The 12,730-nt window shown below is 32.8% G+C and carries 15 protein-coding genes and 1 riboswitch; of the genes, 14 read left to right on the top strand and 1 reads right to left on the bottom strand.

The genetic code is table 11. From position 1 onward, the window contains the following. Window positions 1–63: 63 nt before the first annotated feature. The 9 genes from MHH85_RS22290 to MHH85_RS12820 all read left to right on the top strand — a co-directional run bounded on the left by MHH85_RS22290 (window position 64) and on the right by MHH85_RS12820 (window position 3,099). A complete protein-coding gene (locus tag MHH85_RS22290) occupies window positions 64–180 on the top strand; it encodes a class III lanthipeptide (RefSeq protein ID WP_368540147.1) in 117 nt (38 codons plus the stop codon). Between the two features lie 41 nt (window positions 181–221). After that, window positions 222–341, top strand: coding sequence for a class III lanthipeptide (locus MHH85_RS12855; RefSeq protein ID WP_340707381.1), 120 nt, complete (start codon window positions 222–224; stop codon window positions 339–341). A gap of 41 nt (window positions 342–382) precedes the next feature. Next, entirely contained in the window at window positions 383–502 is a 120-nt protein-coding gene (locus MHH85_RS12850) for a class III lanthipeptide (protein ID WP_340707381.1), read from the top strand. Between the two features lie 41 nt (window positions 503–543). Further along, a complete protein-coding gene (locus MHH85_RS12845) occupies window positions 544–663 on the top strand; it encodes a class III lanthipeptide (protein WP_340707380.1) in 120 nt (39 codons plus the stop codon). Between the two features lie 41 nt (window positions 664–704). Further along, window positions 705–824 carry a class III lanthipeptide gene (locus MHH85_RS12840; protein ID WP_340707380.1) on the top strand — a complete coding sequence of 40 codons (120 nt, stop codon included), beginning with the start codon at window positions 705–707 and terminating at the stop codon, window positions 822–824. 41 nt (window positions 825–865) lie between these two features. Continuing rightward, window positions 866–985: a class III lanthipeptide gene (locus MHH85_RS12835; protein ID WP_340707380.1), complete on the top strand. Its 120-nt coding sequence runs from the start codon at window positions 866–868 to the stop codon at window positions 983–985. A gap of 41 nt (window positions 986–1,026) precedes the next feature. Further along, window positions 1,027–1,146, top strand: coding sequence for a class III lanthipeptide (locus MHH85_RS12830; RefSeq protein ID WP_340707380.1), 120 nt, complete (start codon window positions 1,027–1,029; stop codon window positions 1,144–1,146). A gap of 41 nt (window positions 1,147–1,187) precedes the next feature. Beyond that, entirely contained in the window at window positions 1,188–1,307 is a 120-nt protein-coding gene (locus MHH85_RS12825) for a class III lanthipeptide (protein ID WP_340707380.1), read from the top strand. Window positions 1,308–1,392: 85 nt separating this feature from the next. Further along, window positions 1,393–3,099, top strand: a complete 1,707-nt coding sequence (locus MHH85_RS12820; protein WP_340707379.1) for an ABC transporter ATP-binding protein — start codon at window positions 1,393–1,395, stop codon at window positions 3,097–3,099. Between the two features lie 277 nt (window positions 3,100–3,376). On the opposite strand, the gene MHH85_RS12815 is transcribed toward MHH85_RS12820, so the two are convergent. Further along, window positions 3,377–6,160: a dynamin family protein gene (locus tag MHH85_RS12815; protein ID WP_340707378.1), complete on the bottom strand. Its 2,784-nt coding sequence runs from the start codon at window positions 6,158–6,160 to the stop codon at window positions 3,377–3,379. A 389-nt stretch (window positions 6,161–6,549) separates the two neighbouring features. Here MHH85_RS12815 and MHH85_RS12810 point away from each other — a divergent pair, with 389 nt between their 5' ends. From MHH85_RS12810 to MHH85_RS12790, 5 genes are all read left to right on the top strand, one after another. Then, on the top strand, window positions 6,550–7,779 hold the full coding sequence (locus tag MHH85_RS12810; RefSeq protein WP_340707377.1) for a right-handed parallel beta-helix repeat-containing protein: 1,230 nt from the start codon (window positions 6,550–6,552) through the stop codon (window positions 7,777–7,779). A 178-nt stretch (window positions 7,780–7,957) separates the two neighbouring features. Continuing rightward, window positions 7,958–8,145, top strand: a riboswitch (cobalamin riboswitch). Between the two features lie 153 nt (window positions 8,146–8,298). Next, window positions 8,299–9,930: a nickel ABC transporter substrate-binding protein gene (nikA, locus tag MHH85_RS12805; RefSeq protein WP_340707376.1), complete on the top strand. Its 1,632-nt coding sequence runs from the start codon at window positions 8,299–8,301 to the stop codon at window positions 9,928–9,930. Between the two features lie 36 nt (window positions 9,931–9,966). After that, window positions 9,967–10,905 carry a nickel ABC transporter permease gene (nikB, locus tag MHH85_RS12800; protein WP_340707375.1) on the top strand — a complete coding sequence of 313 codons (939 nt, stop codon included), beginning with the start codon at window positions 9,967–9,969 and terminating at the stop codon, window positions 10,903–10,905. Continuing rightward, window positions 10,902–11,753: a nickel transporter permease gene (nikC, locus tag MHH85_RS12795; RefSeq protein ID WP_403977860.1), complete on the top strand. Its 852-nt coding sequence runs from the start codon at window positions 10,902–10,904 to the stop codon at window positions 11,751–11,753. Before nikB ends, nikC begins: the two co-directional genes overlap by 4 nt. Further along, window positions 11,750–12,727 (top strand): ABC transporter ATP-binding protein, encoded by a 978-nt coding sequence (locus MHH85_RS12790; protein WP_340707374.1) that lies wholly within the window; start codon window positions 11,750–11,752, stop codon window positions 12,725–12,727. The genes nikC and MHH85_RS12790 overlap by 4 nt, the downstream gene beginning before the upstream one ends. Window positions 12,728–12,730 lie beyond the last annotated feature (3 nt).

Genomic DNA, 12,730 nt, shown 5'->3' with positions numbered 1-12,730 from the left:
TGAAATTATTAATATAGGTGAGGATCGTAAGGAAATGACCTTATATAGAAGGGAGGTGATAAAATGAAATCTGTTCTAGCATTACAGAAAATGAATAAAGTAGGTAAACCGGACCCAGTAAAGTCAAGCGTAAGTCTGGGGTGTTCCCCATCGAGTAATACTAGCTGGTTCTTTTGCTAAGCTTTAAAACATTAAATTTGAACAAACTGGAGGTGTATTAGATGAATAAGGTGCTATCTTTACAAAAAGAATCTATCTCTAAAGATGTTCAACTGAAAGCGAAATCAGCTCAAAGTGTTCAATGTAAAACAAGTAGCAATGCAAGCTGGTTCTTTTGCTAAGCTTTAAAACATTAAATTTGAACAAACCGGAGGTGTATTAGATGAATAAGGTGCTATCATTACAAAAAGAATCTATCTCTAAAGATGTTCAACTGAAAGCGAAATCAGCTCAAAGTGTTCAATGTAAAACAAGTAGCAATGCAAGCTGGTTCTTTTGCTAAGCTTTAAAACATTAAATTTGAACAAACCGGAGGTGTATTAGATGAATAAGGTGCTATCTTTACAAAAAGAATCTATTTCTAAAGATGTTCAACTGAAAGCGAAATCGTCAGGTAGTATTCAATGTAAAACAAGCAGCAACGCAAGCTGGTTCCTTTGCTAAGCTTTAAAACATTAAATTTGAACAAACCGGAGGTGTATTAGATGAACAAGGTGCTATCTTTACAAAAAGAATCTATTTCTAAAGATGTTCAACTGAAAGCGAAATCGTCTGGTAGTATTCAATGTAAAACAAGCAGCAACGCAAGCTGGTTCCTTTGCTAAGCTTTAAAACATTAAATTTGAACAAACCGGAGGTGTATTAGATGAACAAGGTGCTATCTTTACAAAAAGAATCTATTTCTAAAGATGTTCAACTGAAAGCGAAATCATCTGGTAGTATTCAATGTAAAACAAGCAGCAACGCAAGCTGGTTCCTTTGCTAAGCTTTAAGACATTAAATTTGAACAAACCGGAGGTGTATTAGATGAACAAGGTGCTATCTTTACAAAAAGAATCTATTTCTAAAGATGTTCAACTGAAAGCGAAATCGTCTGGTAGTATTCAATGTAAAACAAGCAGCAACGCAAGCTGGTTCCTTTGCTAAGCTTTAAGACATTAAATTTGAACAAACCGGAGGTGTATTAGATGAACAAGGTGCTATCTTTACAAAAAGAATCTATTTCTAAAGATGTTCAACTGAAAGCGAAATCATCTGGTAGTATTCAATGTAAAACAAGCAGCAACGCAAGCTGGTTCCTTTGCTAAGACTATTAAATAATTATTTCTGTACAAAGACAATAGAGTTTGATCAGTCAAACTTTATTGTCTTAATTTAATGAGGTGAATATAAATGAACGCATATAAAGTGCTCCTTCTAGCAATTAATGATAAAAGGAAAAAATTACTTCTAAGTACAATAATAATTGTATCAATTCTATTTACAGCCGCCGCCCTAGTATTTCCACTTTTAGTGAAAGATATTATCGATAAATTTTCAGTCAATAAGGTAAGTCTATGGATGGTAGGAGGTTTGGTCTTATTCCTAATAATAAAGTCCATAATTGAATCCGTACATCAGTACATAATATCTAAATTTGGTAACATGATAATCCGTGATTTACAAAAAAATGTATATAATAAGCTAATCCATTTTAAAGTTGATTTTTTTGATGATTACCATAGTGGAGAATTATCCAGTAGAATTGTTAATGATACAGAAATTATAAAGGATCTAATAACGTATCACATCCCTAAATTAGTTACGGGTGTTATTATGATACTTGGTGGATTAACATTAACAATTATCTTGGATTGGAAATTAACGATTGTTATACTAATAATTTCTCCATTTATATTTGGTATCATATTTCCTCTTATGAGAAAAATGGAAAAAACAGGAGATGTTCAACAAAAGGAAATTTCTGTTTTTATTTCAAAAACTCAAGAGACTTTTAAAAATATTAAAATGGTTAAAGCTTCTACGGCAGAAAAGCATGAAAAATCATTAATGTATAAGTGTATTGACAGGCTGTATAATGCAAACTTATATGAAAGTAAAATTTTCGCCATGGTAGCACCATTAGTGAACTTTTTACTTATTCTAGGTTTATTAATAGTGGTGGGGTATGGAGCTTATAGAATATCAGTAGGAACTTTATCTATAAGTACATTAATTGCGTTCGTTATTTATGCATTTCAAATGATGACCCCAATGAGTTCAATTAGTGGGTTTATTGGAGAGTATCATAAAGCAAATGGTGCTATTAAGAGCTTGAATAATATAATGAATAATAATGAAATTGAACATAATGGTAATACTAAATATGAATTCCAAAACGAATTATCCTTTAATCAAGTCAATTTTGGGTACAAAGATAAACCGATTCTAAGTAATATCACTTTCAATATAAAACGCGGGGAATCTTTAACTATTGTTGGTCCGTCAGGCTCAGGAAAAACAACTTTAATCAACCTATTGGAGAAGTTCTATTTTCCAGTAAGTGGTGAAATAACAATAGACAATATCAGAATTAATGAATTGGACACTTATGAACTTCGAAAAAACATCGGTATAGTAAGTCAAGGTTCCTCCTTAATTAGTGGTACTATTTTAGATAATTTGCTGTATGGTCTTGATGAAGAGCATATTGATAAAGCTAGCATAAGAGAAGCTTTAAGATATGCAAATTTAGAAGAATTTGTTGATAAGCAAAAAGATAAACTTGATACGAACATAGGGGAGAGTGGTGATAAATTATCAGGAGGTGAAAAACAAAGATTAAATATAGCCAGGTTATTCTTGAAAAACCCAGATATAATTTTGTTAGACGAACCTACATCTAATCTAGATATAGAATCTAGGAATTTAGTCTTAGAGTCAATAAAGGCACTTACAAAAGATAAGACAGTAATTAAAGTAACTCATAATTTAGAAGAAGTAAAACCGGGTGATAATATATTATTCATTGAAGATGGAGAAATTGTGTGCAAAGGCTCACATGAAAGAATTAGTGAAGTGAATAAAAGGTATAAAGAGTTTATATCTACAGCGATGTAATTATGAATATAGTGGTGAATTAAAAGAGGATCTATCGGAAGTTAAGGAATTGAAATTCTTTAAATTAAATTCATTACCTTCAAGGATTAGTCCTCCGGATAAACAAGCTATTGCAGATTTTAAAACTGAACACTTCATTAAATAAAGAAGGAATTGATAAAATCTTACCGAGGTCAACGAATTTACCATCTAGGTGCAGAGTACCGAAAAAAAGTGAAGCTAACAAAAAATAACTCCAAAATCAACTTTTATTGTTGATTTTGGAGTTATATTATTTTTACTCTATGTTTGTTTCTAAACTTAAATCAGTATAGGAATTATCATCACCTATATTTAAGATTACTTCACATTGACGTAATCTCAATTCAAAGAGCGTTATAGAATCATGATAAACTTCAGGATTTGATTTCATTATAAGAAGTGTATCTTGTTTTTCTTGTATTTCTATATGAATATTTTCTACAGCTTGTTCCAATGCGTTATATGGATTTCTAAAGAACATATTAATATCCCGCTCTTGTGCGTTTTCAAATAGCTCAAATTGCAAGAAGAATTTGTTTATAATAGAAGCTGTTACATCGGTATAATCTTCATTTTCTAAATACTGTTTATATTTGTTATACAGCATCGCATTATTTTTAGGAAGAACTCCAAATAACTTACCTGCACTTTTCAGTAAAAATTGTGCTGGAGTAAATCGGCGCAAAATATTTACTTCTTCCATTTGTATTCTAGTTGTCATTCTATCAGTATCTCTGTGCCAGTCATCAAGCACTTTAAAGTCACATTCTAACTGTATTCGATTTTCTCCACATAAAGAATTAAGTCCTTCACTGATTTCTTCTAAATACGATTGACTTTGAAGGAACTCGTTATTTGAAATTGCAATCCAATTTTGCATAGAGCGAGCCAGGTTAGGTAACACAGTTTGTTCTAGATATTTTTGAACTCTTTCGTTCATCGCTGTATTTAGTTCGATGTCAATTTGCCCGAAATCACTCTCTTCACTAATTAAATCAGAACAACTCTGCAATATTTTTGGAATATTTTCTGTTAGATCATTAGCAATTTCGTATTTCATTGTACGATATGATTCTGTTATTAATTGAATTTTTTCCTTCTCAAGAGCAGTAAGGTTATTAATAAAACCATTTAGTTTCACTAACATATCTTCATTCCACTTAATAGAGTCTACTATGCTATTTTCCATCTCGACGCGTTTGTCTAAAAGATATTTAATTGTTTTTCGAATGAAAAACAATAGCTTTTTAGTTCGTTCTGTATCGATATTTTTATGGTTAAAGTTAAAATGAATAAACTCAGTTAAATCGTTTAGTTGTTGACGATTTGTATATAACGAAGAGTAAGGGAAAATGCTCGCATTAGGGAAATATGCGTTTATTCTCATTTGTGTATCATGTAAAACCCTTTTTATTTCAGCTTCACTGTAAATGTTGTCGATTTTATTTAATAAGAAATGAATTTGTAGATTTGGTGTATGTTCTCGAATACTTAATAGAATGTCACGTTCCTTGTCAGTAAAAGGCGAGTCCGCATTCAATACGAATAATAATTCGTCTACAGAATTTAAATATTCGAATGTCTCATCTCGATTGTCGTTGTTTCTATTAAAACTAGGAGTAACAACGAATGTAAGTTTATTTTTATTTAAAAATTTACATGGTAATTTAAATTCAACACATGCTCTATCTCCATATGTTTGGCGTTGTAGAGACATCATGGTTTGGTAATCAGAGAAATCCTCAGTTGTTGTAATTGTTGAATCTGTTATAGCATTAATTTCTGTATGAGATTCATTTTTAAAGACAACTACATTTGAAGTTGAATTTTCTAATATATTTTCTCCAAGTATAGAGTTAATAAATGAAGCTTTTCCGTTTCCTGAAGTTCCAGTTACTAAAATGCGATTTGTTCTTAAATCTACAAGCTCCTCAACTAACCATCTAAATCGATTACTCATTTCTAAATCATTTTTTTGTGCCCACTGTGTAATAGATTCAAACAGATGTAAACTATACTCTAAGCCATTCACATGATTAATAGAATATGTCAGTAGGTTTTCCGCATGTTTTAGATGTTCTGAATCTATTTTGGAAGGGAAAATTTCATTCCATGCCAATACTGCTGATGATGGAAATACCGAATGAGACGGATTGACTACTTTTAACCAATTTGTTAAAAGATTTGGAATGATATCGTGTAATTGATTTAGCATATATTGACCTTGAATTAATTCAAAGTACGTTTCCTCGTAAAGAGAAGAAATTTTGTCCCATATATCGGACGAATGTATTTCGATCTGTAAGAAAAATTCATTTATTGTTTGAAGCCATAATAAGTAATTTTGTTCATTTTTATAGCTGTGCCAAAGTGATGAAACAATTTGCGTGAATTGTACTTGATCTACATTATTTAACGTAACTAATACTTGATAAAAATAGTCTGGTGAAATATTTTTAGTAAATCCGTTATCGATATATTCTTTTAGAACCTCAAACCAGGGTAAAGATTCTGTTCGAATTAACTCATTCACAGCAAGCTCTACTGCACTGTCAAAATCTTGCTGTTCTTCATAAAAGGAACGTGCTATTGTTGTGACGTTTGGATAATCGGGATTTAAAGAAACCGCTTCTTTAATAACTGCGAAAGCTGAATTAATGTTATTTTGCTCGATGTAAAGAGACAGTAATTGCAGAATAATTTCGGTCATAAGTATTTTGTTATCAGTAGTAATGGAGGTATATACATTTTCAGCAACTGATAATTGGTTAAGTTCGAAGTAAGCATCCGCAATATTTTTTTGTGCCCATGGTGCTAATTCATTACTAACTTTCTCCCATTTAAAAATAGCTGATTCAAAATCTTGATGGTGATAATAAAATTCACCTTGTGCAAAACGTATATAAGATCCATCAGATATCTCATTTTTTTGTTCGTTTAAATAAACTTCTCCAAGTATTTGAAGAGGTGGATGTGTTTCATTCTCTATTAGGAATGTTTCATAATATATCTTTTTGATTAATTGTTTTTCTAATCTCATTTTTTCCTCCACTATATCTTGAAGAATACATTTTCCTCCAAGTGTAAATACTTTTTTGTATTTATGCTTTTTATATTAACAAAGAATGTGTCTTGAAAAATTTCATTTTCCTTTCATTTTTCAAGTAAGATTGTGTTTTAATGAGAAAAGTTTCAGTTTTTTTTCAATTTCACTTCCAAGTTGAGAAACAACATGATAACTTAATGCGAATATAATATTCTACATTAAGTTGTAACATTCCATGTAGAGTTCGGTTTAAAAACAATGTATAGTGAATAAGTATTAGGTATTGTGATAGGGTGATACGAAATTTAGTTAGTAAGTATATGGGAATCTGTCGATAATATCCTAAAATATTATTACATTTTTGAGAAGGAGAATTTTACAACATGATTATGCAATTCAAGAGAATGGGTGCGTTAGTGGCGGCTACTGTGTTGATGCTGAGTTTATGGATAGGGGTTACGCCTAATTCTGTAGAAGCTGCCTCAAAGAGCGTTTATACAATTTCACCAAAAACAGTACCGGTGGATAAAACGATGTTGAAATACACTACATATAACAGTAATACCAAGCATTATTATGTTCTACGTTCCTATCTAGAGAAATTGGAGAAAAAAGGTGGCGGAACGCTAGTATTAAAAAAAGGAACTTACACAATTAGTAATACGCTATATGTTCCATCAAATGTAACTATAAAAATGTATGATGGTGTAAGTATTGTCAAAGGTCAGAAAACTGGCACGAGTAAATTTAAAGCTTCAAAATCAATTTTTCAATTCATAAAACCATCAAAAGCCAATAAATCGGGTGTATATGGCAAGTATAATGGTGAAAAGAATATTTCCTTCATAGGAGAAGGTAAAGTAACGATTGATATGAAATACGAGAAAGATAGCATTGCCTTGATCATGGGGCATAACCAAAATATAAAAGTGGAAAACATCCAATTTAAGAATATGTATTCTGGACATTTTATTGAACTAGATGCTTCTAAGAATGTTGTGATACGAAAAAATACGTTTACAAATTCCAAAGCATCAGCAAACAAGAACAAAGAAGCGATTAATATTGATACACCGGATAAAACAACAGCAGGGTGGAGTCAAAAATGGAGCAAGTATGATAAAACGCCAAATCAAAATATAACAATTGAAAACAATAAATTTAAGAATCTTGATAGAGCTATTGGTACCCACAAATATTCAGGTAAAATGTATCATGATAAAGTGATCATTCGTAATAATCAAATTGACAAAACACGCTTGGATGCTATTCGTGTCATGAATTGGACGAATGCTGTTATTGAAAAAAATCTAATCCGGAATGTAGCAAATGGAAATGCTAGTACCCGTGGAATTTTAGCTAGTGGCGCAATCAACCCAACTATTAAAAACAATACTTTTGAGTCAGTAGGAAGAACGATTCAGTTTATGGCTTGGAAGAACAGTGGTCCAGGCTCACAATACGATATTACGTACAATAAGCTAAATGAAGCTAACAAAAAAGCACTTTTAACAAATAAAGCCGTTAATACTTCTGAAACAATTATTCGGATTAACAATACTTACAATGAATTCATAAAAAACACAGAAAAATTACAACTTGCATCAAAGTGATTTTCTGGATAGAAGAGACCTTCAACAATAAGAAGGTCTTTTTTATGCTGAAAGGTCTGGGACAGTAATTGATTCTTAGAAGTTAAAAAATAACAAGACTTAAAATTGATATGGCTTTAAGTTGTAATAACGAATATACTTTATATTAGGAAAACTTTTATTATTTTCATAAAAAATCACATATAGTATTGGAATAGGTGTATTTGTTTAATAGCGAATACTTAAAAGGGAAGTCGGTGAAAATCCGACATGGTCCCGCCGCTGTAAGGGTGAGCCTCATGCACATAAGTCACTGGATAATATCCGGGAAGACGCATGCAGGCGATGAACCTAAGTCAGAAGACCTGCCTGTTCTAAAAATGCTGTTAACCTACGGGAGATAGGGAGGTGTTAGAGTGCTAGGAGACAAATTTGTTCTGAAACTATAAGCATTTCTGACCTTTTTAATTGGGTTAGGAATGCTTTTTTGTATTTGAGTATATTTAATAGTGAAAATTCCGAAAATGAAGGTGAGTAAATATGTTTATAAAAAAATATAATAGACTAAGAAATTTCCCTATTCTACTAGTGATTCTCGTGATTTTTATTACTGGTTGTAGTAACAAAGCAAAAGAACAAGACAATACTGCTGATAAAGATCAATCAAAAGTTGTTACTTTTTCCATGACTGGAGATATAGGCGACTTAAACCCACATACATATTTTCCAAATGAGTTTTTTTCACAAGCTATGGTATACGAATCTCTTGTTTACTACGGGAAGGGTGGGGAAATTCAACCTTGGCTAGCGGAAAGCTGGGATATTTCGAATGATGGTAAAGAATATGTATTCCATCTAAGAAAGGATGTTGAGTTTTCTGATGGTTCGAAGTTTAATGCGGCAATTGTTAAGAAAAACTTCGATACAATTTTAGATAATCGGAAACAACATGAATGGGTAGAGTTAATCAACCAAATCAAAAATACAGAAGCAGTGGATGAATATACATTTAAACTTACTCTTCATAATTCTTATTATCCAACGCTTCAAGAATTAACATACATAAGACCTTTGAGGTTTGTTGGAGAAGCTGCTTTTCCTGACAGCCAAGACACATTTAAAGATGGACTTAAATCTCAAATTGGGACAGGTCCATGGGTACTTAGCGAATATAAAAAGAATGAGTTTGCAGTTTTCACAAGAAATGAAAGGTATTGGGGCACTAAACCGAAAGTAGATAAGGTAGTTGTTAAAGTTATTACAGACGGAGAATCTAGAGTATTAGCATTTGAGAAAAACGAACTCGATTTTATTTTTGGAAATGGCGTAATAAGTCAGGATTCCTTCCAGTTCTTAAAGGATTCGGGGAAATATGAAACTAAATTATCAGAACCTACGGCTACAAGAACATTATTATTTAACACAAACAAAGAAGCAACTAAAGACCATAAAGTGCGATTAGCACTCAATTATGCTTTCAATAAACAGGCTGTAATCGATAATATTTTTTATGGTATGGAAAAAAAGGCAGATACTTTGTTCCCACCTGTTTTGGAATACACAAAAATTGATATAAATCCATATGACTATGACGTTGCGAAAGCAGAACAGTTATTAGATGAAGCAGGGTGGAAAAAGGTAGAGGGTAAACCGTTTAGAGAAAAAGATGGAAAAGAGCTTCAACTAGAGTTCCTATTTAATAGTACGGATAACATCCAAAAGTCGATTGCTGAATTTGTCCAAGGTGATTATAGAAAACTAGGAATTGATATTAGGTTAACTAGTCAGGAAACGAATACTTTCTGGACAACGGCATTCCAAGGAAATTACGATATATTATTTACATCGACATGGGCCGTGCCTTTTGATCCACATTCTTATTTAGCCTCAATTACAACAGATTCGGAAAATGGTGGTCCAGATTATACTGCATTATTGGGTTTGCGAGAAAAGAAGGAAATTGACGAGAAGATAAAAAAAGTACTTTTAACTACAGATGAAAAAGAAAGAAAAATGCTGTATACAGATATTTTATCAACGTTACATGATCGAGCGGTATACTTACCGATTTCTTACCAATCAAATGTCGCTGTTTATCACAAGAATATTAGTGGTTTAGATTTTTTACCTCAAGAAGCTGAGGTACCTTTAACTACAATTGATGTCGAATGAAGCAAGCTTTATTAATAACAACTTAAGGAGTACTACATGAGTTGGTTTATATTGAAACGTCTAACAAGTCTAGTTCCAATATTATTAGGAATCTCCATCATCACTTTTATATTATTGCACTTAATTCCTGGAGACCCAGCAGTAGCTTATTTAAGATTATCGAATATTCCGCCAACCGATGTGGCTGTGGCTGAGCTGCGACTTAAACTCGGATTAGATAACCCTTTACATATCCAGTATCTTGAGTGGTTAGGAAAGGTAATTCAATTGGATTTAGGAATGTCCTATGTATCCAAAAATACTGTATGGGACGAGATATTGTTGCATTTAATACCTACAATTCAGCTTACATTGACTGCGCTCTTCTTTATTGTAATTATAAGCTTACCAATTGGAGTGCTTTCGGCAATATACAAAGGAAAATGGATAGATCAATTTAGTAGAATAATAGCTTATATTAGTGTTTCAATGCCTACATTTTGGTTTGGTTTTCTCGTGATCTTTTTTTTATCCGTAAAATTAGATTTATTTCCTGTTTTGGGGAGGGGGACACTAGCGCATTTAATACTCCCTTCCATGACTCTAGCTTTTGGCTATATCGGGACGTATATACGATTACTTCGAGCTAGTATGCTAGAAAATTTGAATGAGCCATTTGTTGTATATGCAAAAGCGAGAGGTTTGCGGCAAAGGCAAATTATGAGTAGGCATGTTTTAAAAAAATCTATCCTGCCTGTAGTTACTGGACTTGGTATGAGCTTTGGGAATATGTTGGGCGGAGCAGTAATTGTTGAAACTATTTTTGCTTGGCCGGGTATGGGACAATTGTTTGTCTCCTCTATTTTAAATCAAGATTATCCTATGATTCAGGGCTGTGTATTATTTATGAGTGTAATTTTCGTGTCTTGTAATCTCCTTGTGGATGTTACTTATTCCTTCCTGGACCCACGTATACGATTGGAGGGAGGGAAATGAAAATAAAGATGAAGATGAGGCGATTGCTGCTAAATTATAAGCTCATGATAATTAGTAGTATCATTATTTTAGGTATGATTGGGTTGGCACTCTTTGCTTCTTTTTTGGCTCCTAATGACCCTAACTTTGTTGATATTGCTCAGAAACTGCAAGGTCCTTCATCACAGTTTCCGTTAGGGACGGACCATTTAGGGAGATGTATATTATCGCGTTTAATCTTTGGAACTCAGACCTCGCTCGGCACAGCTATCCTTGTTATGGGGTTTATGATGTTCATTAGTATTCCACTTGGCATATTTGCAGGTTTTATAGGTGGTAAGGTAGATTACCTATTTATGAGAATCTGTGACATTCTAATGGCATTTCCAAGTTTTTTGCTTTCATTAGCATTAGTAGGGATTTTGGGACCGGGTCTTTTTAATCTTATTTTAGCGATGGTTCTTGTTCAATGGGTTTATTATGCACGTGTTATTAGAGGTATGGTGCTCGGTGTTAAAGAGCAAAATTTTATAGTAGCTGCTAAAGTGTGCGGTACACCAAAGTTTATCATTATTTTGAAACATATTTTACCTGCAATCATTTCTCAAGTTGTTGTATTGGTCTTTATGGACATTGGAGGAGTTATTTTAGCTATTTCTAGCCTTTCATTTTTAGGTCTTGGAATTCAACCACCAGAGGCAGAGTGGGGTATGATGATAAATGATAGTAAGCCATTTTTTAGGAATTATCCGTCCTTGATGTTGTACCCTGGGATAATGATCTTCATTGTAGTTATTGCATTTAATTTGTTCGGTGAAGCTTTGAAAGATGCATTAGACATTAAAAGGGCTGGAGGGGGCATAGGATGAGGCAGCAACCTATTCTAACTGTAAATAATTTAAATATATCCGTATCTACACCTCTTGAAGTGGCTGAACCAGTACGTGAAGTTAGTTTTACGCTCCAGTCAGGGAAAGTGTTAGGCATTGTTGGAGAAAGTGGATCAGGTAAAACGTTAACGTGCATGTCTATATTAAGTCTTTTACCTGAAAATGCAAAAGTAGAGCTTGGAAATATTAATTTTAGAAATCAAAACCTTTTAGAATGTTCAGAAGAAGATATTAGGAAAGTACGTGGCAAGGAAATTGCTATGATCATGCAAAATCCTATGATTGCCTTTAATCCGGTAAGAACAATAGAAAGCCATTTTATTGAAACTATTAGAACTCACTTACCTATTACAAAGAGACAAGCGAAAATAATGGCTGTAGAGTACCTTGAAAAAATGGACCTTCCTAATCCAAGGACAGTATTGAAGCAGTATCCATTTCAGCTAAGTGGTGGAATGCTGCAACGTGTAATGATTGCGATTACTATGTCTTTAAACCCTTCTATCCTCATTGCTGATGAACCGACTACTGCCTTAGATGCGACAAATCAACTTCAAGTTTTGCAACAATTAGATAAGTTAAAGAAAGAATATAATACAGGCATTTTATTAGTATCCCATGATTTAAGGGTGGTGGCTCAATTGGCTGACGAAGTTGCTGTGATGTATGGTGGCTATATTGTGGAGCAGGCACCAGTATTGGAGTTATACAATCATCCGAAGCATCCTTATACTCGAGTCTTGTTCGAATCTAGGTTCGGATTAACACGAAAAAAGATACAGAATGAAAGTCCTTCAAGTACTAATTCAATTAATAAGGAAAATAAATGTCCCTATTTAGATAGATGTGAGGATGCAGACCATACGTGTACAAATTATAATCTTGAGTTTGTTGAGTTTGAAAAAGACCATCTGGTCAGGTGTGTAAAAGTACTAGAAAGCATAGGTAATTAAAGA

The organism is Viridibacillus sp. FSL E2-0187 (assembly GCF_038006425.1).
GTDB classification, from domain to species: domain Bacteria; phylum Bacillota; class Bacilli; order Bacillales_A; family Planococcaceae; genus Viridibacillus; species Viridibacillus arvi.
Note: the sequence above shows the minus strand (reverse complement) of the source record. Positions and strands in the feature narration are given on the sequence as shown.

Bases quoted from the DNA above. Each gene is read 5' to 3' on its own strand.
- MHH85_RS22290 (WP_368540147.1), top strand. From the start codon at position 64: ATGAAATCTGTTCTAGCATTACAGAAAATGAATAAAGTAGGTAAACCG.
- nikA (WP_340707376.1), top strand. From the start codon at position 8,299: ATGTTTATAAAAAAATATAATAGACTAAGAAATTTCCCTATTCTACTA.
- MHH85_RS12830 (WP_340707380.1), top strand. From the start codon at position 1,027: ATGAACAAGGTGCTATCTTTACAAAAAGAATCTATTTCTAAAGATGTT.
- nikC (WP_403977860.1), top strand. From the start codon at position 10,902: ATGAAAATAAAGATGAAGATGAGGCGATTGCTGCTAAATTATAAGCTC.
- MHH85_RS12810 (WP_340707377.1), top strand. From the start codon at position 6,550: ATGATTATGCAATTCAAGAGAATGGGTGCGTTAGTGGCGGCTACTGTG.
- MHH85_RS12855 (WP_340707381.1), top strand. From the start codon at position 222: ATGAATAAGGTGCTATCTTTACAAAAAGAATCTATCTCTAAAGATGTT.
- MHH85_RS12850 (WP_340707381.1), top strand. From the start codon at position 383: ATGAATAAGGTGCTATCATTACAAAAAGAATCTATCTCTAAAGATGTT.
- MHH85_RS12840 (WP_340707380.1), top strand. From the start codon at position 705: ATGAACAAGGTGCTATCTTTACAAAAAGAATCTATTTCTAAAGATGTT.
- nikB (WP_340707375.1), top strand. From the start codon at position 9,967: ATGAGTTGGTTTATATTGAAACGTCTAACAAGTCTAGTTCCAATATTA.
- MHH85_RS12835 (WP_340707380.1), top strand. From the start codon at position 866: ATGAACAAGGTGCTATCTTTACAAAAAGAATCTATTTCTAAAGATGTT.
- MHH85_RS12825 (WP_340707380.1), top strand. From the start codon at position 1,188: ATGAACAAGGTGCTATCTTTACAAAAAGAATCTATTTCTAAAGATGTT.
- MHH85_RS12790 (WP_340707374.1), top strand. From the start codon at position 11,750: ATGAGGCAGCAACCTATTCTAACTGTAAATAATTTAAATATATCCGTA.
- MHH85_RS12820 (WP_340707379.1), top strand. From the start codon at position 1,393: ATGAACGCATATAAAGTGCTCCTTCTAGCAATTAATGATAAAAGGAAA.
- MHH85_RS12845 (WP_340707380.1), top strand. From the start codon at position 544: ATGAATAAGGTGCTATCTTTACAAAAAGAATCTATTTCTAAAGATGTT.
- MHH85_RS12815 (WP_340707378.1), bottom strand. From the start codon at position 6,160: ATGAGATTAGAAAAACAATTAATCAAAAAGATATATTATGAAACATTC.